The organism is Rhizobium leguminosarum bv. trifolii WSM2297 (assembly GCF_000271845.1).
In genome coordinates, this window is the sequence record NZ_JH719395.1 from 3,035,080 (window position 1) to 3,060,365 (window position 25,286).

The following is a 25,286-nucleotide window of genomic DNA, read 5'->3' on the forward strand; positions in this document are numbered from 1 at the left end:
ATCCTTTGCGGATCAGCTTCATTTTACGGAAACCTGCACGCCGTCAGGCTGCGCCGAGACGGCGCCGGTCTGCCGGCTCGGCTGCATTCCGCGCCTGCAGCATCTCGGTGATCCGATCGGCCGTCATCGGCTTTCCGAACAGATAACCCTGTAGGCAATCGCAGCCGAAGAGGCGCATGGCGATTGCCTGCTCCTCGGTCTCGATGCCCTCGGCCGTCACCGGAATGTCGAGAGAGCGGGCGAGCGCCACTGTCGCCTGCAGCATCTCGCGCTGGCGCTTGTCCTCATTGACCCCCATGACCAGCGAACGGTCGATCTTGATCCGGTCGAATCCGAACTGCCTGAGATAACCGATCGAGGAAAAGCCGGAGCCGAAATCATCGAGCGCTACTTTGACCCCCAGCGCCTTCAGCCGTTCGATCGACTGGCGGGTGCGCTGCGGATTCTGGATCATGTAGCCTTCGGTGATCTCGAGCGTGATGCGCCCCGCCTCGATCTCCGTCTGCTTCAGCACATAGCGCACATAATCGGCGAAGGCGGGATTGCGGAACTGACCGGGAGAGACGTTAACCGAGACGTTGAGTTCCGGCCATTGCTTGGCCGTCTCGCAGGCCTTGCGCAGCACGAACAGGCCGAGCGATTCGATGAGGCCGCTGGTCTCGGCGATCGGGATGAAGACCTCGGGTGAAACGGGCCCGTGACCTGGACGGTTCCAGCGCACCAGCGCCTCGACGCCGGTCGGTGCATGCGAGGCCGCATCGATCAGCGGCTGGTAGGCGAGCGTCAGATCGCCGCTTTCGATGGCGATCCTGAGATCGAGCTCCAGGGCATTGCGCTGCTCCCGGTCGGCATCCATCGACGGATCGTAGAGTGTCATGCGGGCGCGGCCGGCTTCCTTCGCCTTGTACATGGCAAGGTCGGAGCGGCGCACCAGCTCCTCGCGCCCGATCGTGCCGGCGGGCGACATGGCGATGCCGATGCTGGCCCCGACGACAACGACGCGGCGACCGATCTCAAGCGGCTCGACCAGAAAATCGAGGATCTGCTCGGAAAGCTGTAGGGCCGCGGCATTCTCGCCGTCCGAAAGAAAGGCGATCGCAAATTCATCGCCGCCGATGCGGGCGAGAACCGCGCCTTGCGGAATGAGCACGTCGAGACCGGCCGCGACCGCGCGGATCAACTGGTCGCCGGTGCCGTGGCCATAACTGTCATTGATTTCCTTGAAGCCATCGAGATCGAGATAAAGGAGCAGCACGTTGCGTTTGGTCTGGCGCGCCTCGACGACAAAGCGGTCGACGGCAAGCCCGAGACCATCGCGATTGGAAAGTCCGCTCAGCCGGTCACGCAGCGCCTCCTCGCGGGCGCTGCTTTCCTCGGCCTTCAGCCGGCGGCCGGCAAGCCAGCCGATAACCAGCAGCACCACGAAGAACAGCCCGACAAGTCCGAGCGCCTGCAAGACCATCGGCCGCACCTGGGCGTAGCCGACATCACCCGGGGAACGCGAGGTCCAGACGAGTTTTTTCAGCGTTGCCCCGGTCGGATCGGCGATCGGCACGAAATAATCGGCCTCGAAGCTCGCCGGCGCCAGCCTCAACCCGCCGATGACATAGGTCTGGCCGAGTGCGGCCACCCGGTCGTTGTCGAGATGGCGGGCAAAAACGAGATAGCGGTGGTGGCCGGCGGGCGCATCCAGCGCGCCGGATTTTTTCCGCACCAGGGCGACGCCGACAGCGGCAACACCGCGTTTGGTGGTGACGAAGCCGACCGCCTGTGGAGTACCGGAAAGGCCCGCCGCCTTCGCCGTCTCGAACAGGGTCCAGAGCGACGGCGCGAAGAAATCCGCGAGCGGCTCCTCCATCGGCTTGCCGTCGCGATAGGCCATGATCGGCTTCTTCCCGTCATCGATGACGATCGCCATGTCGAAAAGCGCGCTATTGACCGACATCTCGCCGTAATTGCTGACCGTCCAGGCCATGCCGTCGGGCGAATAGACGTTGACGGCGGCATCGTCCCAGGCGGCGTAATCGTCGAGCGTCGCGCCGAGCTGGTCCTCAAAAGTCTTCAACGCTCCAATCGTCGTTTCGCGCGAGCGCTCATCATCGAGGAGATTGGCATTTTCGGCCACGCGTTCGAGCGCCGTCAGCACCATGACGGTGACGATTGCGACGATGATGGCGAAGGAGAAAAGCACAGCCGTGACGGTGATGTGACGGCCTACTCCCAATCCCTTGCTCTGCGACTTTCCGGCTGTCTGCATTGCGGCTCCCTGACCGTCCGACTTTGCCAGTCAAGGGTTCAAAAACGTTTAAGCAACCACCTGTTGAAGATTTGAAGGGACCTATTTCTTTGTCTGCTGATGACGGAAAATGACGAAGCAACGTCGCCATCCCACCTAACCCGTCTTGTGATTGCCCTTCGGGAACTCCGCTGCGAGTTGGCGATACCACTTGCCGCTCTTCTTCACCGTGCGCAACTGGGTCTGATAATCGACATGGACGAGGCCGAAGCGCATGCGGTAGCCTTCCGCCCATTCGAAATTGTCCATCAGGCTCCAGGCGAAATAGCCGCGCATGGGATAACCGTCCTTGATCAGGCCAGCCACGACATCGAGATGGTCGCCGAGATAATCGAGACGCATTGTGTCGTCGACCTCACCGTCGACGACATCGGTATTGTCGCAGGCGCCGTTCTCGGTGATGAAGCATTCCGGCAGTTCGTAGCGGCGGTAGAGGTCCTCGACCAGGAGCTTCAATCCCGGCGCATAGATTTCCCAGCCGATATCGGTTTTGACGTCGCTTGCCGGCGGCGCTTTCACCGTCCAGGGGAAATCGCCCTTTCGTTCCGTATCCTCGGCGACGCGCTCTGGCGTGTAGTAATTCAGACCCCACCAGTCGAGTTTCTGGCTGATCAGCCGCATGTCGCCATCCTCGATGACAGGCATGCGGTCGCCGAGCGCCTCGACGAATTCCTTCGGATATTCGCCCTTGAAGACGGGATCGAAAAAGGCGCCGTTGTGGAACTGGTGCGCACGTTCGGCGGCGGCAAGATCGGCCGGGCTGTCGGAGCCGGGGATGATTGAGGCGGCGTTGAGCACGAGCCCGACCGGCACAGCGGGAGCTTCCGAGCGGATCCCCTCGACGCCGAGACCGTGGGCAAGGTTCATGTAGTGCATGGCGTGCAGGGCGGCCTGCATATTGCGCTCGCCCGGAGCATGAATGCCGTAGAGGTGGCTCAGCCAGACGATGCACCAGGGCTCATTGAAGGTTGCGACGGCGTCGAGACGGTCGCCAAGGCGATTCATCACCGCCTTGGCGTAGCGCTGAAAGGCATAGGCGGTCGAGCGCGCCGTCCAGCCGCCGTCGCCGGCAAGCAGCAGAGGCAGGTCCCAATGATAGAGCGTCGCAAAGGTTTTGATCCCGCGCGCTTTGCAGCCATCGACCAGCCGCTCATAGAAATCGAGGCCGGCCTCGTTCACCGGGCCTGTGCCGTCGGGGATGATGCGCGGCCAGGCAATCGAGAAGCGGTAGGCTTCGACACCCATATCCTTGATGAGATCGAGATCCTGCTCCAGCCGGTTATAGTGGTCGCAGGCGACGTCGCCATTGTCGCGATTATAGACGCGGCCCGGCATATTGCAGAAAGCATCCCAGATGGATGGCTTGCGGCCATCCGCCTTGCTGGCGCCTTCAATCTGGAAGGCGGCGGTGGCGACGCCGAAGGTGAAATCGCCGGGAAGGCGGCTTGCAAGCGTCTTCGCATCGATCATCTGTAAATCCCGTCTCTCAGCGTGTGGATTGACCGTTTGGCTTCGGATTTAGCCAAGCCGGAAAGCAAAGTACAGGTCCGTGAGAAGAAAAACTGCAACGTTACAGTACGTGACCGAGCAGCGGTGAGCGCGTCATTCGCTGACCGCGAACTGCCATACTCTCCGCCCCTGACTGCTCTCATAACGCGAATGTCAGCAGTCGTGACTTGCTGTCCAGCCCAGGATCACTGACACAGCCAGGACATCGCAAATATGAAAGGAATCCGATGCTGCCTTCGATCCATCTGCTGCAGCCCCATCTGCTGAGCCTGCTGCGCATCGTCTCGTCACTTGTGCTGTTCAGCTACGGAACGCAGAAGATCCTGCATTTTCCGGTCGCCGCAAGCGTGCCGCCCGTGGGCTCGCTCTCCTGGATTGCCGGGTTTATCGAACTCACCCTCGGCTTCCTGGTTCTGGTCGGATTCCAGACCCGGATCGCCGCCTTCGTGCTCTCGGGCCTAATGGCTTTTGCCTATTTCATCGGCCATGCGGGCAAGGGCATCTACCCCGCGCAGAACGGCGGCGTCGCCGCAATCCTGTTCTGCTTCGTGTTTCTGTATCTGGTGGCCGCAGGTGCCGGACCTCTCAGTGTCGATAACCTGCTGAAGCGCGGCCGCAAGGCTGCTGCCTGATCTCCATAACCAAAACGCCGAGGCGACGTGGCTCGCCTCGGCGTTTTTCATGGGGCGACGGAGATCGGTCAATTCAGACCTTGACCCAGGCGCCGTTCTTCTTGGAGGAGGCGACGCAAGCCTCGACGAAGGCCACACCCTTCACGCCGTCATCGACCGTCGGGTAGACCACCGCCTTGTCGACGGCCTTGCCCTTCTTGCGGGCATTGATCGCATGCGCGGCTTCGGTATAGATCGTCGCAAAGGCCTCGAGATAACCCTCCGGATGCCCAGATGGCACGCGCGAGACGCGGCCGGCGGCCGCGCCCGAGCCGGCGCCGCCCCGGGTAATCAGCCGCTTCGGTTCGCCGAACGGCGTGTACCAAAGATAGTTCGGGTCCTTCTGGGTCCATTCCAGCCCGCCCTTGCTGCCGTAGACGCGGACCATCAGGCCGTTTTCATGGCCGGGCGCCACCTGGCTGCACCAGAGCATGCCCTTAGCCGGCTTCTCCGAGCCCTTCGCTTTGAAACGCAACATGACATGGGCGTTGTCATCCAGCCGGCGGCCGGGAACGAAGCTGTCGAGATCGGCGGCCAGGCTGTCGAGTTCCAGCCCCGATATGAAGGCGGCAAGATTATAGGCATGCGTGCCGATATCGCCGGTGGAGCCGCCGACGCCGGACTGCGCCGGATCGGTGCGCCAGGCCGCCTGTTTCTGGCCGGTCTGCTCGACCGCCTCAGTCAGCCAGTCTTGCGGATATTCGGCCTGGACGACTCTTATATCGCCGAGTTCACCGTTCGCGACCATCTCGCGTGCCTGACGCACCATCGGATAGCCGGTGTAATTATGTGTCAGCACGAAGAGCGCGCCGCTCTCGTCTGCTATTTTCTTCAGTTTCTTCGCATCGGCAAGGTTCGATGTCAGCGGCTTGTCGCAGATGACATGGATGCCGCGCTTCAGGAATTCCTTAGCCGCATCGTAATGCACATGGTTCGGCGTGACGATCGCCACCGCCTCGATGCCGTTCTTCAGCTTCGCCTCGCGGATCGCCATCTCGCGATAGCTGGAATAGGTCCGCGACGGATCGAGGCCGAGATCGCGGCCGGATTGAACCGCCTTTTCCGGCGTCGACGACAGCGCGCCGGCGATAAGATCGTACTGATCGTCGATACGCGCCGCGATACGGTGCACCGCACCGATGAACGCGCCGGCGCCGCCGCCGACCATACCGAGCCGAATGCGCGGCTCGCGGGTCTGTTCGGATGATGCTTCGATTGCCATTCTTGTCCTCCTGAAATTTAACCTGGTGCGGATGCGCGCCCCTCATCCGGCTGCCGCCACCTTCTTCCCGCTCGCGGGGCGAAGGGGATATGCCGCGATGTTTACGCCCATCTCGACGGCCGGTGCGGCAAGTCCCCTCGCCCCGTTTACGGGGAGAGGGTTAGGGTGAGGGGCAGCCCCGGTAAGACCTATGACTTAGAGCCCCAGCATCCGCCGGTTCGCTGCCTGGTCGGTACCGCTGCCGGCGAAATCGTCGAAGGCTTTCTCGGTGACGCGGATGATATGGGCGGCGACGAATTCGGCGCCTTCGCGGGCGCCATCCTCCGGATGTTTCAGCGCGCATTCCCATTCGACCACGGCCCAGCCGTCGAAATTATTGGCGGTCATCTTCGAGAACACCGCGCCAAAATCGACCTGCCCGTCGCCGAGCGAGCGGAAGCGGCCGGCTCGTTCCACCCAGCCCTGGTAACCCCCGTAGACGCCCTGACGCCCGGTCGGGTTGAACTCGGCATCCTTGACGTGGAACATCTTGATGCGGTCCTTGTAGATGTCGATATTGTCGAGATAGTCGAGGCACTGCAGGACATAGTGTGAGGGATCGTAGAGCATGTTGGCGCGCGGATGGTTCTTCACGCGTTCGAGGAACATCTCGAAGGTGATGCCGTCATGCAGATCCTCACCCGGGTGGATTTCGTAGCAGACGTCGATGCCGTTCTCATCGGCATGATTGAGGATCGGGGTCCAGCGGCGGGCAAGTTCGTCGAAGGCGGTCTCGACAAGACCGGCGGGACGTTGCGGCCAGGGATAGATGAACGGCCAGGCGAGCGCGCCGGAGAAGGTCGCATGAGCCTTGAGGCCGAGGTTCTTCGATGCCGTCAGCGCCATCTTGACCTGCTCGACCGCCCATTCCTGGCGCGCCTTCGGATTGCCGCGCACCTCGGGGGCTGCAAACCCATCGAAGGCTTCGTCATAGGCCGGATGAACGGCGACGAGTTGGCCCTGCAGATGGGTGGAGAGTTCGGTGATCTCGATGCCGTTTTCGCGGGCCTTGCCGGCGAATTCGTCACAATAATCCTTGGAGGTCGCAGCCTTCTTCAAGTCGATCAGCTGGCTCGCCCAGGTCGGCACCTGGACGCCTTTGTAACCGATGTCGGCCGCCCATTTGGTGATCGCGTCCCAGGAATTGAAAGGAGCGGCATCGCCCGCGAACTGGCCAAGGAAAAGGCCGGGACCCTTGATCGTCTTCATGTCAGATTCCTCCCTGAATATCGACCGTAAACGTTTCTGAAATGTTGTAGCACGCAATTTGGCGGGCGCAAGGCGCCTCCTCGCGCTCAGCTCGCGTTTTGGCGCAAGGCCGGATGCGATAGGGCTGCGAGCTAATCATGATGGGCTTTGGCGGGCAAGAGGTACGTGCAGCATTTTCAGCCGCGTATTGTATGGAAGCAGAAAATGCGCCCATCCTTTCGAATGGGCGCATGTCGCCAGCCGATGGATCAGAACGGAGAATCCGGGAAGTAGAAGTCCTTGGCATTGTCCTTGGTGACGAGCGTCGCGTCGAGGATATAGCTGCCGTGAACCGGAACCTGATCGTAGAGGGCGGCTGCGGTCAGTTCCATGGCCGTGCCGACCATTGCCGGCGGATAGAGAACGTCGACCGGGATCAGCTTATCGCCGTCCATGACCTTCTTCACCATGTCCTTGGAGCCGGCGCCGGCAACGACATACTGAATGTCGGTGCGCTTGGCCTGCTCGATCGCCTGCAGAACGCCGACAGCCATGTCGTCGTCCTGGCACCAGACGACGTCGATCTTCGGGTATTTGGTCAGATAATCCTGCATGACCTTGAAGGCATCGTCGCGGTTCCAGTTGCCGTACTGGCGGTCGAGAATCTTGACCTTGGAGCCGGCAATACCCTTGTCGAAGCCGTCCTGGCGCTGCTGGTCGATCGGAATCGGCAGACCGCGGATGACGACGACTTCAGCTTCCGGCGTCTTTTCGGCGATGTACTTGCCGGCGACTTCGCCGAGCGCCGGATTGTTGCCGGCGACATAGAGGTCGCGCACGGAATTGTCGTTGCTCGACGGCGCACGGTCGACGAGCGCGACGAACTTGCCCTTGCCCTTGACTTCCTTGATGGCGTTGACGAGCGGATCGGGATCCGACGGCAGGATGACTAGGGCGTCGATGCCCTGCGTATCGAGATCCTGCACGGCGTTTGCCTGGCTGGCGGCATCCGGCGAGGTCTTGACGATGACGTTGAGACCGGGATGTTCGGCCATCAGCAGCTTGGCGACGCGCTCGGCATGGAACACCACGCCGGAAGTCCAGCCGTGGTCGGCGGCCGGAATGGACACGCCGATCGTGAATTTCTTATCCTGGGCGTGAGCGGCGCCGGCGAATGTCACCGCCGCAACCGCCAGGCCCAACATCAATTTACGCATGCTATTTCCTCCCAATAATGTCAGGGACTTTTCCATATCGGGACCGGACGCCCTGTAAGCCCGGTCAATTGCAATCCCGGCCATATGCAAGCCGGATCAGTTCATGTTTTGCGCACCAGCGAGCGCTGGACGAACATGGCGATGATGATGATCGCACCCTGGATGGCGCCGATCAGATACTCGCTGATGAAATTCGAAAGCAGCATGATGTTGCCGACAAGCTCGAGAATGAAGGCACCGCAGATCGTGCCCCAGACCCTGCCGGCGCCACCCTTCAGCGCCGTCCCGCCGACCACGACAGCGGTGATCGCCTGCAGCTCCCACAGGATGCCTGTCGTCGCCGACGTCGAGCCGAGACGGGGAACATAGAGCAACACAGCGATGGCGACGCACATGCCCTGGATGACGAAGGCGATCGTCCGCACACGATTTACTGCGATACCGGAATAGCGGGCGACATCACTGTTCGATCCGACAGCAACGACATGGCGCCCGTAGCGGGTGCGATAGAGGATGAAGGCCGCAACCGCCGTCACCGCCAGGATCACCACAATCGGCGTCGGCACGCCGGCGATATTGCCGAAATAAGCAGGACGATAGAGCGTCTGGATGTCGGCGGAGCGAAGGGTGATCGCACCGCCCTGCGACAGCCATGTCGTCAGGCCGCGATAGATGCCCATCGTGCCGAGCGTCGCAATGAAAGGCTCGATCTTGCCCACCGTGGTGATCAGGCCGTTCGCCAGGCCGCAAAGCGCACCGGCGACCAAGGTGAAGACGACCGCGACCGTCAGCATCAGAGCCGGGTTTTCGATGGCGCCCGAATTCATCAACAGGATCATCAGGCTGGCGACAAAGGCCACCATCGAACCCACCGACAGGTCGAGATCACCGGCCGAGATCACGAAAGTCGCGCCGACCGCGATGATGGCGATGAAGGCGCTGCGCGTCGCGACATTGGCAAGGTTGGTGATGCCGATGAAATTGGGATTGACCAGGGCTCCGACGATCAGCAGCAGCGCCAGGGCGACGAACGGCGCGACCGCACGCAGATCGACATCCCGCCAGGATCGGCGCCGGATTTCCCTGGTCTCCTCGTTGACACTCATTTCCAAAACCAACCTCCCGCCCCTTCTTTTTGGGCATCTTATCTGTCCGCTTCAGCCCTCAGGCCGCCGCTTTCCTCTTCAGCCCGGCAGCGTAACGCATGATCTCCTGCTCGGAGATCTCGTCTCCTTCGAGCACGCCGACGATATGTCCTTCGCGCATCACCACCACCCGCGTACAGAGCCCGATGACTTCGGGCATCTCCGACGAGACGATGATGATCGACCGGCCGTCCCGGGCCAGCGCCGAGATAAAATGATAGATCTGCTGCTTGGTGCCGACATCGATGCCGCGCGTCGGCTCGTCGATGATGATGATGTCGGGCTCGGTCTCCATGACCTTGGCCAGCAGCAGTTTCTGCTGGTTTCCGCCCGACATCCGGCCGGCAATGATATTCGCGTCGCGAACCCTGATGTCGAAACGGCGCTTGGCTTTCGCCAGTGCAGCAGCCTCGCTGGCCGGGCTGAGATAACCGTGACTGGCGTGCCTTTCGAGCGATTGCAATGTCAGATTGGCCACCATGCCGGAGCGCAGCAGCAGCCCCTTCGACTTGCGGTCCTTGGTCATGTAGGCGAGCCCGCAGCGATTGGCGGCATGCACGTCGCCGGAGGGAACCGTTTCCCCCTTGATGACCACCTCGCCCTCGAGGCGGCTTCGCAAGCCGGCGATCGCTTCCATCAGTTCGGTGCGGCCGGAGCCGATCATGCCGGAAAAACCGATGATCTCGCCCTTGCGCACCGCAAAGCTCGCATCCTTCACATAGCCCGTCGACACCGAGGCCACGCTCAAGACGATCTCCTCGTCGACATCCGGCTCGACCTTGGCGGGATAGAGGCTGGAAAGTTCGCGGCCGACCATCAGCTGCGCGATCGATTCCCCGTCCAGAATGGAAGTCGGCGACGTCTTGATCCATTGGCCGTCGCGCAGCACCGTGACACGATCCGTCAGCTCCATCACCTCGTCGAGCTTGTGGGAGACGAAGACGAAGCTGGTGCCCTGATCGCGCAGCTTGCGGACCTGCTTGAACAGCATATTGGTCTCTTCCCGCGACAAGACGGCGGTCGGCTCATCCATGAACACGACCCGCGCGTCGCGGCTGATTGCCTTGGCGATTTCGACCATCTGTTTGTCGGCTATCGAAAGCGTGCTGATCAGCGCATTTTCATCGACATGCGAACCGAGCGCATCGAGAACCTTGCGTGTCTCGGCGCGCATATATTTGCGGTCGAGCACACCGAAACGCGTGACTTCGCGCCCGAGAAACAGGCTTTCCGTCACCGTCAGATGTTCGGCGAGATTGAATTCCTGGTGGATGATGACAATGCCGAGCGCTTCGGCGGCGCCATTGGGCGGCAGCACCACAGGCTTGCCATCGAGCACAATCTCGCCGGATGTCGGCTGTTCGAAGCCTGACAATACTTTGACGAGCGTGGACTTGCCGGCGCCGTTCTCACCCATGAGGGCATGGATTTCGCCGGCGCGGAGATCGAAATTGACGCTGAAGAGGACCTGCACACCACTGAAGGATTTGCATATACGCCTGGCGGACAGCACCACGGGTGCGGTGTCAGCGATTTCCACGGTCATTATGCCCTCCCCCAAGAGCGCCTCGCATCCGGCAGAACACCGGCGCCACTCCATCACCTTGAACTAGCGCACATTCCCAATCTGAAAACCGCTTTGCTGTTTTCGGGCGCTGTGCGCTGCGGCTCCCGTCCGCTTTGGAGTTATGTAAACCTTTACATCGGCCATGTAAAGGTTTACATCGTGGATTAACACAGATCAGTTGAAGCCTGCCTTTGACCTGTCGACAAGTCTGTGTAGTGTCGCGGCGAAGACAGTCCAAGGCAGAGCTCAGTGTCGAATTCCACGCCCGCAACAATCGAAGACGTCGCCCGGATCGCCGAGGTCTCCATCGCGACGGTTTCGCGGGCGATCCACACCCCGGAGAAAGTCGCCAACTCCACGCGGCTCAAGGTCAACCAGGCGATCGCCGTCACCGGCTACACCACCAATGCCATGGCCCGCAGCCTGAGGCTCGGCCGCTCCAACATGATCCTCGTGGTGGCGCCCGATATCGGCGATCCCAATTTCTCCAACATCCTCGTCGGCCTTGAGAATGAGGCGCGCGCGCATGGCTACGGCATCCTGATCGGCCACACGCAGAACGACGCCCAGCGCGGCCTCGAATATCTGAAATTCTTGAATTCCAACCAGGCGGCCGGACTGATCCTGTTCACCGGCATCCTGCCCTTCGGCCATCAGACGATGACGGCGCGGCTGCCGCCGAGCGTCGGCGTTTTCGAGCCTGTCTTCAATGGCGGCATCCCCTATGTCGGCGTCGACGATACCGAGGGCGCGAGGAAAGCGGTGGACCTGCTGCTGGCCGAAGGCCATCGCAAGATCGCCTTCATCGGCGATTCGCGCACCCGGCTTGCCTATATCAGGCGCCGCATGGGTTATGATGCCGGGCTCGATGCCGCCGGCATCCCGCCCGATCTGAGGATCGTCCTCGAAGGCGACGGCACGATCGAGAGCGGCCGGCATGCGGTCGAGCAGCTCTTCATGCGCGATACGCTGCCCACCGCCTTCATGTGCGTCAACGACCAGACGGCAATCGGCGTCATGATCGGGCTCGGAGCGCGCGGCTACGACATTCCGCGCGATTTCTCGGTGACCGGGTTCGACGACGTGCCGCAGGCCGTCTTCATATCGCCGGCGCTGACGACGATCCGCCAGCCGCGAACGGCGATCGGCAAACAGGCGATGGCGCTGCTGTTGGAACTCTTGTCCGATGGCCGCCCGGCCGAGACGGAAATCCTGCTGAGAGCGGATCTGGTGGTGCGAAACTCCGTCTCCGCCCCGTCACGCAACTGGTCGAAGCGCTGAGCGATATAGGCCGGTAAAACCTGGGAGAGGCTTGCGCCGGCGACCGAAGCCGCCGGCGCCGGTTATCAGACGTAACGGTTGACGACGTTTTCGAGCAGTTCCTGCTTGCCCGATCGCGGCTGCGGGTTGATGTCCTTGCTCTCGACCCAGTTCGTGATCTCATCCAGCGAATACTCGCCCCGGAAGAGCTTCTGCGCCTCGGCCGATTCCCAACCGGCGTAACGATCGGCGAGCGGCTGCGACAGAGCCTTGTCCTCGATCATCCTGGCAGCGGCTTTCAGGCCGCGGGCACAGCAATCCATGCCGCCGATATGGCCGATCAGCAGATCCGCCGGGTCGAGAGACTGGCGGCGAAGCTTCGAGTCGAAGTTGGTGCCGCCGGTCTTGAAGCCACCGCCTGCCAGAACGTGGTAATAGGCCAGCGCCATTTCGGGAACATTGTTGGGGAACTGGTCGGTGTCCCAACCGGACTGGTAGTCGTTGCGGTTCATGTCGATCGAGCCGAAGATGCCGAGCGCATTGGCAAGCGCCAGTTCGTGCTCGAAGGAGTGACCGGCCAGGATCGCGTGGCCCTGCTCGATATTGAGCTTCACCTCGTTTTCAAGTCCGTGCTTCTTGAGGAAGCCGTAGACGGTCGCAACGTCGTAATCATACTGGTGCTTGGTCGGCTCCTGCGGCTTCGGCTCGATCAGGATCGTGCCCTTGTAGCCGATCTTGTGCTTGTATTCGACGACGAGATTGAGGAAGCGTCCGAGCTGGTCGAGCTCGCGGCCGATATCGGTGTTCAGCAGGGTTTCGTAACCTTCGCGGCCGCCCCAGAGCACGTAGTTCTCACCGCCGAGCTTCTGCGTGGCGTCGATGCAGGTCTTGACCGTCGCAGCAGCGAAAGCAAAGACATCCGGATCCGGATTGGTGGCTGCACCCGACATATAGCGGCGGTGCGAAAACAGGTTCGCCGTGCCCCAGAGCAGCTTGGTGCCGGTAGCGGCCTGCTTTTCCGCGAAATAATCGACGATCTCGTTCAGGTTCTTGGTATTTTCGGCAAAGTTCTTGCCTTCCGGGCGCACGTCGGCGTCATGGAAGCAGTAGTAGGGCGAGCCAAGCAGCGAAAAGAATTCGAAAGCGACGTCGGCCTTGAGCTTGGCGGCCTTCATCGTGTCTTCGAACCAGGGACGCAGGAAGGTCTGGCCGCCGAAGGGGTCGCCGCCCGGCCAGGTGAAGGTGTGCCAATAGGCCACCGCAAAGCGCAGATGGTCTTCCATGCGCTTGCCCATGACGATCTCGTCCGGCTGGTAATAACGGAAGGCCAGCGGATTGGTGCTATCGGGGCCTTCGTATTTCACTTTTTGGATATCGCCGAAAAATCCGGTGCTCATATCAGGTCTCCTTGGGTTCGAATCTCTTAGCAGTTCTAAATTCCTGTTCGCGGAGGCGGCCCTCTCATCCGCCTGCCGGCACCTTCTCCCCGAGGGGAGAAGGGACTTGCCGCAACGTTGCAGCTCTTTCAAAGCCGTCGCTACCGACTCCCCCTCTCCCCTCGGGGAGAGGGGGCCGCCAATCTCAATGCCCCAGCGATTTGATCGCCGGGTAGAGTGCGCGATAGCGCTTATACGCATCCTCATAAGCACCGCTCAGCGCCGACACCGGCTCGATCGTGCCCGATGTCACGGGCGGCGTGCAGACCGCAATCGGATCTGCCCCTGTCGCAGCGATCAGCCCGAGGCGGGCAGCACCAAAGGCCGCGCCGAAATCGCCGTCGGCCGGCAGATCGACCGGAACGCCGAGGGCGGTCGCGATCGACGCCAGCCAGTAATGCGAACGCGAACCGCCGCCGATCGCCGTGACACGCGCTATGCCGGTACCGGCCGAGCGCAACGCTTCGAGATTGTCGCGAATGGCGAAGGCCACACCTTCGAGCACCGCCTGGGTGAGAACGGCGCGGCCGCTTTCATGTTCGAGGCCGATAAGGGCGCCGCGGATGACGGCATCATTGTGCGGCGTGCGCTCGCCGGAGAGATAAGGAAGGAAGGTGACGCCGGTCGGCGCCTTCAGCGTCTCCCCGAGTTCACTGGTGAGATCGGCGGCCGACTTGCCGGTCAAGCCGGAATGCCAGTTGAGCGCATCGGTGGCCGACAGGATGACGCCCATCTGGTGCCAGGTGTTCGGCAGTGCGTGGCAGAAGGCATGCACGGCGCTTTCCGGCTTCGGCAGATAGGAACCGTTGGCGGCAAACAGGACGCCCGATGTGCCGAGCGAGACGAAGGCGGCGCCATCACTGACCGTGCCCATGCCGCACGCCGATGCGGCATTGTCGCCGGCGCCGCCGGCAACGACGACATTGCCGGAGATGCCCCATTGCGCTGCCAGTTCGGGCCGCAGCGTGCCGGCCTGCTCGGTGCCTTCGGCAAGCGCCGGCATTTGCTCCTCGGAAAGATCAGTGGCGGCGAGCAGTTCGGACGACCAGGCGCGCTTGCCGGTGTCGAGCCACGAGGTGCCGGCCGAATCCGACATTTCGGAGATATATTCGCCGGTCAGCCAGAGGCGCAGATAGTCCTTCGGCAGCAGCACCTTGGCGATCTTGGCGAAAACGTCGGGCTCATGCTTCTTGACCCAGGCGAGCTTCGGCGCCGTGAAGCCGGGGAAGACGATGTTGCCGGTGAGCGCGCGGAAGCGCGGCTCGGCATCGAGGGCGGCAGCTTCGACGTGACTGCGCGTGTCGTTCCAAAGGATGCAGGGGCGCAGCACCTTGTCGGCGGCATCGATCAACGTCGCGCCGTGCATCTGGCCGGAAAGGCCGATGCCCTTGACGGCTTCAAGCTCTTTCGGATGTTTCGCCTTCAGGCCGGCGACAGCCTCCTGCGTGGCACGCACCCAGTCGGCCGGCTCCTGCTCCGACCAACCGGAATGCGGACGCGAGACGTCGAGCGAACCATTGGCCGAGCCGACGATCTTCTGATCGCCATCGATCAGCATCGCCTTGACGCCGGAGGTTCCGAGATCGAGACCGAGATACATGGGGTATTCTCCTTTGCCGTTACGGCAGATTGTCTTTCAGAAATATGTCGAGGCGGATGCGCTCCTGCGCGTCGATGACGGCAAGTCCGTCCGCCTTGGCTTTCAATATGCGGATGGCGCTGCGCACTTCGTGGCCGGCGTCCTGGTTGAGGATGGCATCGATCGTGTTGTCGACGAGTGCTGCGCGGGTATGGGCGGTCAGTTCGTGGGCAATCACGGTCAGCGTCCGGTCAGCGGCCTTCTCCTTCAACGCCCGGATGAGGCCGCGATTACCGGCGCCGAGGCTGTAGATGCCGACGATGCCGGCATTCCCGAGCGCATCGGCAACGAGCCTATGGGCAACCTCGGGGTCGTCGCGGCCTTCGAGTACCGGCAGGATCGCAAGATCGGGAAATTCTTCGGCCATGACCGCGGCAAAACCTTCCAGCCGCTCGCGATGGTCGCGCACCAGCATGGAGCCGGCGAGCACCGCGATCTCACCCTTTCGCGGCCCGAGAAATCGGCCGAGCAGACCGGCCGCCGTGCGGCCGGCCGCAATATTGTCGACGCCGGCATAATGATGGCGAAGCGACCCGGTGAGATCGGAAACCAGAGTGACGATGGGAAAGCGCTCGCGCACCAGCCTGTCAACGGCGGCGCGCACCTCAGGCGCATCCGTCGCGACCATGGCGATGCCGCAAGGCTTTTCGCGTGAAAGTCCTTCGAGCACGGAAACGAGGGCGGCCGGATCGAATGCCGGCACCTCGATGGTGCGAATATCGGTGCGCTCGGCCGGCGAGCGCAGAACTGCCTGCCGGATCTCCGCATTCAGCCCATGCATGAAGGAATTGTCGCTGGCCGGCAGGATGAAGACCAGCGGATAGGTGCGGCCCTTGGCGAGATTGGCGGCGGCGACGTCCCTAACATAACCGAGTTCGCGGATTGCGGCTTCAACCTTCTCCCGCGTGACGTGACGCACACCCGGACGCTGGTTGAGGACCCGGTCGACAGTCGCAAGACTGACGCGGGCGGCGGCGGCGATATCGTGAACTGTGGGCCTCATCATTCCTCCTGACGAGACCATTAGCGCCAAATTTGATGTACGTAAATCAAAAAATCGACAGGCCGGTTGGCGCACTGTTTTTCCGGACGGCCGGTCGGCTTCGAGGCAATCCGCCCGACGATTATATGCTGATGACATAACGGCTGGAAAAGGCAAATAAAAAGGCCCTCCGAAGAGGACCTTTTCATGGGGCGACAGGCCGGAGGTCAGTGGCCGCCACCGCCTCCCCCGCCTTGCGGCGCGGGTTTCTTGAGCATGGCGACACCGAAGATCATCGCGACGAAAAGCCCGGTCAGGATCAGGAACACATCGCTGAAGGAGAGGATCACCGCCTGCTTGGTGGCAAGGCCGACCATCTGCTTGATCGCGACCGAGGCGCCATCCATGCCATATGTATTGAAGTTGGCGGCCATATTGTTCATCTGGTCGAGCGCCACCGGATTGCCCCAGTCCATATTCTCCCGCAGCCGCTCGTAATGCACGTCCTGGCGGTTGGTGAGCACGGTGTTGATGACGGCAAGGCCGACGGCGCCGCCGAGGTTTCTGGTCAAGTTGAACAGGCCGGACGCACCGCGAATACGCGAGGGCGGCATGGTGCCGAGCGCGATATTGTTGATCGGCACCATGCACATCATCAGCCCGAAGCCACGCAGGATCTGCGGGATGAAGAGTTCGTAGAAATCCCAATCCGCCGTCAGGTGGATCATGATGAATGTGCCGGCGGCGAAGCTGGTGAAGCCGATCACCATCATCAGGCGCAGATCCATCTTGGTCGACAGCCGCCCGGCGATCGGCGCGGTGAAGAACATCGCAAGGCCGGAGACGAACATCGTCTGGCCGATCATCAGCGAATCATAGCCGCGGATGCGGCCGAGATAGACCGGGTAGATATAGGTGAGGCCGTAAAGGCCGATGCCCATGACGAAGGAGAAGACCGAGCCGAAGGAGAAATTCCGGTTCGAAAAGGCCTTGAGGTCGACGACGGGGAAATCCACCGTGAAGGCGCGATAGAAGAAGACGATGGCCGCGACGCCGGAAGCGACGGCGGCAATGGCGATGGAACTGTCGTTGAACCAGTCGTTCGAATTGCCCTCTTCGAGCACATATTCCATCGCGCCGAGGAAGATGCCCATCGAGAACAGCCCCCACCAGTCGAACTTCTTGAACAGCGACAGTTCCGGCTTGTCGAAATCGATGAAGTTCCAGGTGACCAGCGTGACGATGATGCCGGGGACGATATTGACGAGGAACAGCCAGTGCCAGGAGAAGGCGTGGCTGAGGTAGCCGCCGACGGTCGGGCCGATGGTCGGCGCCAGCGTCGCGATCAGGCCGATGATCGGTGAGACGATGCTGCGCTTCGACGCCGGGAAGATGGTGAAGGCAGCCGCAAACACCGACGGAATCATGCCGCCGCCGATGAAGCCTTGAATGGCGCGGTAGACGATCATCTGGTCAATATTCGTCGCCGTCGCCGCAAGCGCGCTGGCCATGGTGAAGCCGGCGGCCGAGATCGCGAAAAGATAGCGCGTCGAAATGATGCGCGCCAGCGTGCCCGACAGCGGAATCATGATCACTTCCGCGATCAAATAGGCCGTCTGCACCCAGCCGACTTCGTCGCTGCCGGCCGAAAGACCGGCCTGGATTTCGGCAAGCGAGGCCGAGACGATCTGGATGTCGAGGATCGACATGAACATGCCGAGCACCATCGCAAAGAAGGCGATGAGCTTCCTCGGATCCATGCGCTCGTCAGCGTGGGCAGGCGCTGCCGGAATCGTTCCCGCTGTTGCTGTTGCGCTTCCGGCCATCGGACCCTCCGCCTATTCTAAAGGCTACTTGCTCGGCGCCGTGCGGGTGTCGACATCGACGACGACGCTGAGGCCCGCGCGCAGGCGTCCGCTGTCGAGCGCATCCTGCGGCAGCGCGATGCGCACCGGCACGCGCTGGATCACCTTGGTGAAATTGCCCGTGGCATTTTCCGGCGGCAGCAGCGAGAAGACCGAGCCGGAAGCCGGCGAGATCGATTCGACGGTGCCGACCACAGGATGGTCGCTATAGGCGTCGACATGGACGTTGACCTTCGAGCCGGCAACCAGATGCTGGATCTGCGTTTCCTTGAAGTTGGCATCGATATAGAGCTGGCGCACCGGAACAAGCGCCATTAGCCGCTGGCCGGGCGAGACGAGATCGCCTTCCTGCACCGAGCGATTGCCGACAATGCCGTCATAAGGCGCCTTGAGCACGGTGAAGGAGAGGTCGCGGGCAGCCTTGTCGCGCGAGATCTCCAGCGAACGGACCGAACCTTCGGCTTCCCTGCGCTGGGACTGAAGAATGGTGACGTTGGCGTGCGCAACGGCGATATTGGCGTCGCCGCCGGCAAGATTGGCCTTGGCCTGGTCAAGGGCGATATTGGCGTTGTCGAGATCGGCAGCGGTACCGACCGACTTCGCCTGAAGCTCGCTCTGGCGCTTCTGGGTAATCTCGGCACCGCGAACGGCCGCTTCGAGTGCCACCTTTTGCGCCTGCGCCTGCACGAGGCTGGCATTGGCGCCTTCGATCTGCGCGTCGATGCGCTGCAGCGAAAGCTGTTCGGTGGCGATCTGGGCCTGCGCCAAGTCGAGGGCGTTCTGATAGTCGCCGTTATCAAGCGTGGCAAGCACGTCGCCCGCTTTGACTTCCTGGTTGGCGACCACATTCACCTTCGCGACGTAGCCCGTGACCTTCGGCGAAATCGTTGCGATATCGCCCTCGATATAGGCGTCGTCGGTCGACACCATGAAGCGGCCGTTCGTCCACCATTCGTAACCATACCAGCCGCCGCCGGCCAGAAGAGCAAGCACGACGATCGGCAGCACCGGGCTGCGGCGCTTGTTCGGCGCTGCGGGTGCGGTAACCGATGCGGGCGCCGACTGCGCCGGGGCAGACGGCTTTTCGAGGGCTTCGGCTGTCGGAGCTTCTGCAACGGTCGCGACCTCGGCCCTTACTTCTTCGGCCTCAGCCTTTTCGCTGACGATCCGTGCGACGTTGCTTTTCTGATTGCTCGACATGGCCACTTTACCGATCTTGAGTAAATAATCGAACTGAACGGTTCGGTTCAGTTGACTTAAACCTGTTTTATCGTCATATCAAGATGTATAGAACCAATCGGTTCGATTTCTTTAATGAAAAGACGAAACCGTGAACACGGTTAAGGAGACATGACGCTGAAATCCGACCATGCCGCCGTCTTCAGTCCTCCCGTTGGCGGGGGCCGATTTGCCGCGGGCGAAGATCCGGCCAAGCGCCAGCAGATCCTCGCCGGCGCCAAGCGCGTCTTCATGAAAATGGGCTTCGACGCCGCCAGCATGAATGACGTGACGCGCGAGGCCGGCGTCTCCAAGGGAACGCTCTACGTCTATTTCACCAACAAGGAAGAGCTGTTTTCGGCGATGATCGAGGCCGAGCGCGCCGCCTTCGTGGCGGCCGTGCGCACGGCGCTTGCCGAACATGACGATCCCGAAGCCGGTCTGTACGAATTCGGGATAAGCTTTGTCACCCACATGACCGACGAAAAGGTCATCAACGCGATGCGCACCGTTCTCGGCGTTCGCGACCGCATGCCGGTGCTCTGTCAGCGCTTCTTCAAGGGCCCGGTCAATCTGCGCACCATCATGCGAGATTTCCTCGAACTGCATGTCGCCGAAGGCACACTCAAGATCGACGACATCGATCTGGCCGCCGGTCAGTTCCTCGATCTCGCCAGCGGCAGTTTCTTCAAGCTCCGGCTGTTCGGAAGCATGGAAGAACCGCCGTCCCGCGAGGAAATCGACCGCGTCATCCGTGGTGCGATCCGGGTTTTCATGGCCGCCTACGGCGCGCACCGGCACGAGACCGCCTGACCGCATCCTCGACTGCCGCCTTCCATCGGCTGAAACTCCGCAACAACGATCAAATCCGGCTGCCGGCATTTCTCTAAGAAGGAGGCGGCAACCAGGGGAGTGATGATGAACGCCATCGCACGGGCGATATGGTTCATAGAGAGCCATTTCGAAAACGATCTATCGCTGGAAGAGATATCGGAAGCAGCCGGATTGTCGCGTTATCATCTGTCGCGCGTCTTCGGGCTCGTCACCGGTCACTCGATCAGCGGTTATATCAGAGGCCGGCGCCTCAGCCGCGCCGTGCCCGCGCTTGTCGGTGGCTCATCCACCATTCTCGAGGTTGCGCTTTGCGCGGGCTACGGCTCGCACGAGGCTTTCACCCGTGCCTTCCGCGACCAGTTCGGCATGACGCCGGATGCGGTGCGCCGGCAGGGGCACGCCCGTAACCTTGTCTTGCTGGAGCCGATCAGAATGGAACCCGCCCACCTCAACGACCTCGAACCACCCCGCTTTGAAACCCTTCAGCCGATGCTCTTTGCCGGCCTGCAGGAGATCTACCCCTATGGCGGCAATGCCGCCATTCCCTCTCTCTGGCAGAAGTTCAATGCCCATTTCGGCCATATATCAGGCCAGAAAGGCAACGTCGCTTACGGCATCTGTACGCATATTGACGGCGAAGCGGAGAAATTCCGCTATATGGCGGCGGTCGAAATCTCCGATGCCGGCGATCTGCCGGCGGATTTTGCAACGCTCAAGCTTCCGGGCCAGCGCTATGTCGTCTTTAACCATCGCGGCCATGTCTCCGGCATTTCCGCGACCATGAACCGGATTTTCGGCACATGGTGGCCAACCTCCGGTCTGGAGCATGGCGAGATCCCCGACATGTTCGAACGCTACGACGAGCGCTTCGACCCTTATACCGGCATGGGCGTCACCGAAATCTGGCTGCCTATCAGAGCATGATGCCGAAAAGTGCGAGCGGTTTTCTTTTGAAATCATGCTCTAACTCTTTCATTTAGAACAGGATTCAAATTTAAGGGTGACCCGGCCTTAAATTATCCTGTTCTAGGGAATAAAAGTCATATCGATTTCGTATACCCCCTTGCGGCGCTTGTGTGGCAGGCTGCCGACACTACATTGCGCGCGTCATCCAATCATGTGACGCAAGAGGGAAATACGCCGATGCAGGAAATCATGACGCTCATTCAGGATCCGGCCGCCTGGGTGGCGCTCATCACGCTGGTGGTGATGGAAGTCGTTCTCGGTATCGACAACCTGATCTTCATTTCCATTCTCACCAACAAACTGCCGCCCGAGCACAGGGAGCGGGCCCGCAAGATCGGCATCGGTCTTGCGCTGGTCATGCGCCTGGCTCTTCTCGGCACCGTCGCCTGGATCGTGCAACTGACCGAACCGCTATTTACGGCTTTCGGCCACGGCTTCTCCTGGAAGGATCTGATCCTGATCGCCGGCGGCTTGTTCCTCGTCTGGAAAGCCACCAAGGAAATTCACCATACTGTCGATCCCGTCGACCATCAGGAGGATTTCATCGCGAAATCCGTCACGACGGGCTTCGCGTCGGCGATCGGCCAGATCCTGCTACTCGACCTCGTCTTCTCCGTCGACAGCATCATCACCGCCGTCGGCATGACGCCGCATCTGCCGATCATGGTGATTGCCGTCATCGCCGCCGTCACCGTCATGCTGGTTGCCGCGAACCCGCTTGCCAACTTCATCGAGAGGAACCCGACGATCGTCATGCTGGCGCTCGCCTTCCTGCTGATGATCGGTACGACGCTGATCGCCGAAGGCATGGGCTTCCATGTGCCGAAGGGCTACGTCTATGCCGCCATGGCCTTCTCGGCGCTGGTCGAAGTGTTGAACATGATTGCGCGTAATGCCCGCAAGCGGAAGCGGGAAGGCGCGCATTGAGGCTGACGCGGGACGGCGCGTCGAAAACCGGCGCACCGTCCCTCAATGCCATCAGGCCCTTGCAGACGTGGTTTTTCTTGACGCGCCCGGTTGAATATGGCCTAAGGCCAGCCGAACGGACGATCGGCGGATAGTGCGGGCGCATGCCCTTTTTCGGCCGGTTTGCCGATGAAGATATCTGCATCCTTCGGCCGAACGTCGCTTTCCCTGGAAAGCCGTCCGGCGTTCATTGACGGGCCATACCAATGACAACTTCCGGCGTCCGCGTCCGCATCGCTCCCTCGCCGACCGGCGAGCCGCATGTCGGTACCGCTTACATCGCTCTTTTCAACTACCTTTTCGCCAAGAAGCACGGCGGCGAATTCATCCTGCGCATCGAGGATACCGATGCGACGCGCTCGACCCCGGAATTCGAGACCAAGGTGTTGGACGCCCTGAAATGGTGTGGGCTGGAATGGAAGGAAGGCCCCGATATCGGCGGTCCTTACGGCCCCTATCGGCAGTCCGACCGCAAGCCGATGTACCAGCCTTTCGCTGAGGAGCTGCTGGACAAAGGTCATGCCTTCCGCTGTTTCTGCACGCCCGCGCGTCTGGAGCAGATGCGCGAGGCGCAGCGCGCGGCCGGCAAGCCGCCGAAATATGACGGTCTCTGCCTCAGCCTGACGGCAGAGGAAGTGACCTCGCGTATGGCAGCCGGCGAGACGACCGTCATTCGCATGAAGATCCCGGCCGAAGGCACCTGCGACTTCACCGACGGCGTCTACGGCGATGTCTCCATCCCCTGGGATTCCGTCGACATGCAGGTCCTCATCAAGGCCGACGGCATGCCGACCTATCATATGGCCAACGTCATCGACGACCATCTGATGAAGATCACCCATGTGGCGCGCGGCGAGGAATGGCTGGCTTCGGTGCCAAAGCACATCCTGCTCTATCGCTATTTCGGCTGGGACCAGCCGGTCTTCATGCATCTGTCGCTGATGCGCAATGCCGACAAGTCGAAGCTGTCGAAGCGCAAAAACCCGACCTCGATCTCCTATTATTCGGCGCTCGGTTATATCCCGGAAGCGCTGATGAACTTCCTCGGCCTGTTCTTCATGCAGATCGCCGAAGGCGAAGAGCTGCTGACGATGGACGAACTCTCCGAAAAATTCGACCCTGAAAACCTCTCCAAGGCCGGCGCGATCTTCGATATCCAGAAGCTCGACTGGCTGAACGGCCGCTGGATCCGCGAGAAACTGTCCGAAGAGGAATTCCAGGCGCGCGTGCTCACCTGGGCCATGGAAAACGACCGCCTGAAGGCCGGCCTGCGGCTGTCGCAGACGCGCATTTCCAAGCTCGGCGAACTGCCCGATCTCGCCGGCTTCCTGCTGAAATCAGATCTCGGCCTGCAGCCCTCCGACTTCGCCAAGATCAAGTCGCCGCCGGAAGAGATCCTGGAGATCCTCAACACCGTTCAGCCCGATCTCGAAAAGATCCTGGAATGGAATGTCGAAACGATCGAGGCGGAGCTGCGCGCCATCGCCGACCGCATGGGCAAGAAGCTCAAGGTCGTGGTCTCGCCACTGTTCGTCGCCGTATCGGGCTCGTCGCGGTCCCTGCCGCTCTTCGATTCCATGGCGATCCTCGGCCGCTCGGTCGTGCGCCAGCGCCTGAAGCTCGCCGCACAGGCGGTTGCCGCCCTCGTCGGCTCGAAATGACAGTGGAGCCCCTCCCCACAAGGGGAGGGGTAAGCGCAGCCGGCCGCCGCGCTTCGAACCACTGAGCGCCATTGATTTAGAATTCATGCCGCATCGATGAGGCAAATGACATGAACGATAAGACCGAAAACACCCTGTCCTCCGACGCCACGGAAGTGCGTGCCCAGAAGCTGAAGCTGCTGCGCGAGCAGATCGGCGACGTCTATCCGGCGCATTTCCACCGGACGATGACCAATGCCGAGCTGGCCGCGAAATACGAGGGCCTGGAGCCCGACACCGAGACCCAGGATATCATCACCGTTGCCGGCCGCGTCTATTCCTCACGCAACTCGGGCATGTTCATGGACATCCATGACGCCGGCGGCAAGATCCAGATCTTCAGCCACAAGGACACGACGCCCGAAGAGGCCCGCGCCCTATTGCCGATGATCGATATCGGCGACATCATCGGCGTCACCGGCATCGTGCGCCGCACCAAGCGCGGCGAGCTGACGATCAACGCCCAGAAGATCGAAATGCTGACCAAGTCGCTGCTGCCGATGCCCGAGAAGTGGCACGGCCTCTCCGACATCGAGCTGCGCTATCGCAAGCGCCATCTCGACATCATGACCAACGAGGATTCGAAGCTCCGCTTTCAGCAGCGTTCGAAGATCGTCTCCGGCATCCGCCGCTTCATGGAGAATGACGGCTTCATGGAAGTCGAGACGCCGATGCTGCAATCGATCTATGGCGGCGCCACCGCCGAGCCGTTTAAGACGCATCACAACACGCTGAAGCTCGACATGTATCTGCGCATCGCGCCGGAACTGTTCCTGAAGCGCACGCTGGTCTCCGGCCTCTCCGACAAGGTCTTCGAGATCAACCGCAACTTCCGCAACGAAGGCGTCTCCACCCGGCACAATCCCGAATTCACCATGATGGAGTGTTACTGGGCCTATGCCGATTACGAGGACATGATGGACCTCGTCGAGCGGCTGTTCGAGGGCCTGGCGCTCTCCATCCACGGCACCACCGAATTCGACTTCGGCGACAAGCAATTGTCCTTCAAGGGTCCGTTCAAGCGCGTGCCGATGCCTGACGCCGTCAAGGAAGCGACCGGTATCGATTTCCTGGCGATCAAGACCGATGAGGAAGCCCGCGCCGCCGCCAAGGCTGCCGGCTTCGCGGTCGAGAAGGATTGGACCTGGGGCGAGTGCCTTGCCTTCATCTTCGAGGAAAAGGTTGAATCGACGCTGATCCAGCCGTCTCATGTCACCCATTTCCCGAAGGACATCTCACCCTTCGCCAAGGAAGTGCCGGGCGAGCCGCGCCTGGTCGAGCGCTTCGAAACCTATTGCAACGCTTGGGAACTCGGCAACGCCTTCTCCGAACTCAACGATCCCGAAGAGCAGCGCCACCGCATGGTCGAGCAGCTCGAACAGGCCCATGCCCGCGGCGAAAAGGAAAAGCAGCTGGATGAGGAATTCCTCGATGCGATCGACCAGGGCATGCCGCCGGCCGGTGGCCTCGGCATCGGCGTCGACCGCCTGATCATGCTGCTGACCAACGCCCCGTCGATCCGCGACGTCATCCTCTTCCCGGCCCGCCGCAACAAGGCCGACTGAC

The 25,286-nt window shown here is 61.4% G+C and carries 19 protein-coding genes; 7 read left to right on the top strand and 12 right to left on the bottom strand.

Going from position 1 to position 25,286, the window contains the following annotated elements:
- Window positions 1-43: 43 nt before the first annotated feature.
- Both RLEG4DRAFT_RS29925 and RLEG4DRAFT_RS29930 read right to left on the bottom strand, forming a co-directional pair.
- On the bottom strand, window positions 44-2,257 hold the full coding sequence (locus RLEG4DRAFT_RS29925; RefSeq protein WP_003582382.1) for a putative bifunctional diguanylate cyclase/phosphodiesterase: 2,214 nt from the start codon (window positions 2,255-2,257) through the stop codon (window positions 44-46).
- A gap of 135 nt (window positions 2,258-2,392) precedes the next feature.
- Window positions 2,393-3,766, bottom strand: coding sequence for a GH1 family beta-glucosidase (locus RLEG4DRAFT_RS29930; protein ID WP_003582383.1), 1,374 nt, complete (start codon window positions 3,764-3,766; stop codon window positions 2,393-2,395).
- A 266-nt stretch (window positions 3,767-4,032) separates the two neighbouring features.
- Here RLEG4DRAFT_RS29930 and RLEG4DRAFT_RS29935 point away from each other — a divergent pair, with 266 nt between their 5' ends.
- Window positions 4,033-4,437: a DoxX family protein gene (locus RLEG4DRAFT_RS29935; RefSeq protein ID WP_003582384.1), complete on the top strand. Its 405-nt coding sequence runs from the start codon at window positions 4,033-4,035 to the stop codon at window positions 4,435-4,437.
- Window positions 4,438-4,510: 73 nt separating this feature from the next.
- On the opposite strand, the gene RLEG4DRAFT_RS29940 is transcribed toward RLEG4DRAFT_RS29935, so the two are convergent.
- From RLEG4DRAFT_RS29940 to RLEG4DRAFT_RS29960, 5 genes are all read right to left on the bottom strand, one after another.
- Window positions 4,511-5,698 carry a Gfo/Idh/MocA family protein gene (locus RLEG4DRAFT_RS29940; protein WP_003582386.1) on the bottom strand — a complete coding sequence of 396 codons (1,188 nt, stop codon included), beginning with the start codon at window positions 5,696-5,698 and terminating at the stop codon, window positions 4,511-4,513.
- A gap of 195 nt (window positions 5,699-5,893) precedes the next feature.
- Window positions 5,894-6,946 (bottom strand): sugar phosphate isomerase/epimerase family protein, encoded by a 1,053-nt coding sequence (locus RLEG4DRAFT_RS29945; protein WP_003566650.1) that lies wholly within the window; start codon window positions 6,944-6,946, stop codon window positions 5,894-5,896.
- Between the two features lie 248 nt (window positions 6,947-7,194).
- Window positions 7,195-8,142: a substrate-binding domain-containing protein gene (locus RLEG4DRAFT_RS29950; protein WP_003582389.1), complete on the bottom strand. Its 948-nt coding sequence runs from the start codon at window positions 8,140-8,142 to the stop codon at window positions 7,195-7,197.
- 101 nt (window positions 8,143-8,243) lie between these two features.
- Window positions 8,244-9,248, bottom strand: coding sequence for an ABC transporter permease (locus RLEG4DRAFT_RS29955; RefSeq protein WP_003582391.1), 1,005 nt, complete (start codon window positions 9,246-9,248; stop codon window positions 8,244-8,246).
- Window positions 9,249-9,306: 58 nt separating this feature from the next.
- The gene (locus tag RLEG4DRAFT_RS29960) at window positions 9,307-10,833 is read right to left on the bottom strand and encodes a sugar ABC transporter ATP-binding protein (protein WP_003582392.1); all 1,527 of its coding nucleotides are present in this window, start codon (window positions 10,831-10,833) and stop codon (window positions 9,307-9,309) included.
- Between the two features lie 270 nt (window positions 10,834-11,103).
- On the opposite strand from RLEG4DRAFT_RS29960, the gene RLEG4DRAFT_RS29965 reads away from it, so the two are divergent.
- On the top strand, window positions 11,104-12,135 hold the full coding sequence (locus RLEG4DRAFT_RS29965) for a LacI family DNA-binding transcriptional regulator (RefSeq protein ID WP_003582395.1): 1,032 nt from the start codon (window positions 11,104-11,106) through the stop codon (window positions 12,133-12,135).
- Window positions 12,136-12,200: 65 nt separating this feature from the next.
- On the opposite strand, the gene xylA is transcribed toward RLEG4DRAFT_RS29965, so the two are convergent.
- The 5 genes from xylA to RLEG4DRAFT_RS29990 all read right to left on the bottom strand — a co-directional run bounded on the left by xylA (window position 12,201) and on the right by RLEG4DRAFT_RS29990 (window position 19,236).
- Entirely contained in the window at window positions 12,201-13,511 is a 1,311-nt protein-coding gene (gene xylA / locus RLEG4DRAFT_RS29970; protein ID WP_003582397.1) for a xylose isomerase, read from the bottom strand.
- 184 nt (window positions 13,512-13,695) lie between these two features.
- Entirely contained in the window at window positions 13,696-15,150 is a 1,455-nt protein-coding gene (gene xylB / locus RLEG4DRAFT_RS29975; RefSeq protein ID WP_003582399.1) for a xylulokinase, read from the bottom strand.
- Between the two features lie 19 nt (window positions 15,151-15,169).
- Entirely contained in the window at window positions 15,170-16,192 is a 1,023-nt protein-coding gene (locus tag RLEG4DRAFT_RS29980) for a LacI family DNA-binding transcriptional regulator (protein WP_003582400.1), read from the bottom strand.
- A gap of 206 nt (window positions 16,193-16,398) precedes the next feature.
- Window positions 16,399-17,997 (bottom strand): DHA2 family efflux MFS transporter permease subunit, encoded by a 1,599-nt coding sequence (locus RLEG4DRAFT_RS29985; RefSeq protein WP_003582402.1) that lies wholly within the window; start codon window positions 17,995-17,997, stop codon window positions 16,399-16,401.
- Between the two features lie 24 nt (window positions 17,998-18,021).
- On the bottom strand, window positions 18,022-19,236 hold the full coding sequence (locus tag RLEG4DRAFT_RS29990) for an HlyD family secretion protein (RefSeq protein WP_003582404.1): 1,215 nt from the start codon (window positions 19,234-19,236) through the stop codon (window positions 18,022-18,024).
- Window positions 19,237-19,386: 150 nt separating this feature from the next.
- Here RLEG4DRAFT_RS29990 and RLEG4DRAFT_RS29995 point away from each other — a divergent pair, with 150 nt between their 5' ends.
- The 5 genes from RLEG4DRAFT_RS29995 to lysS all read left to right on the top strand — a co-directional run bounded on the left by RLEG4DRAFT_RS29995 (window position 19,387) and on the right by lysS (window position 25,285).
- The gene (locus RLEG4DRAFT_RS29995; RefSeq protein ID WP_003582407.1) at window positions 19,387-20,067 is read left to right on the top strand and encodes a TetR/AcrR family transcriptional regulator; all 681 of its coding nucleotides are present in this window, start codon (window positions 19,387-19,389) and stop codon (window positions 20,065-20,067) included.
- 105 nt (window positions 20,068-20,172) lie between these two features.
- The gene (locus tag RLEG4DRAFT_RS30000; protein WP_003582409.1) at window positions 20,173-21,012 is read left to right on the top strand and encodes an AraC family transcriptional regulator; all 840 of its coding nucleotides are present in this window, start codon (window positions 20,173-20,175) and stop codon (window positions 21,010-21,012) included.
- 219 nt (window positions 21,013-21,231) lie between these two features.
- On the top strand, window positions 21,232-21,981 hold the full coding sequence (locus RLEG4DRAFT_RS30005) for a TerC family protein (RefSeq protein WP_003582411.1): 750 nt from the start codon (window positions 21,232-21,234) through the stop codon (window positions 21,979-21,981).
- 245 nt (window positions 21,982-22,226) lie between these two features.
- Window positions 22,227-23,681, top strand: coding sequence for a glutamate--tRNA ligase (gene gltX / locus RLEG4DRAFT_RS30010; RefSeq protein WP_003582413.1), 1,455 nt, complete (start codon window positions 22,227-22,229; stop codon window positions 23,679-23,681).
- A gap of 110 nt (window positions 23,682-23,791) precedes the next feature.
- Window positions 23,792-25,285: a lysine--tRNA ligase gene (gene lysS / locus RLEG4DRAFT_RS30015; RefSeq protein WP_003582416.1), complete on the top strand. Its 1,494-nt coding sequence runs from the start codon at window positions 23,792-23,794 to the stop codon at window positions 25,283-25,285.
- The last annotated feature ends 1 nt before the right edge of the window (window position 25,286 follow it).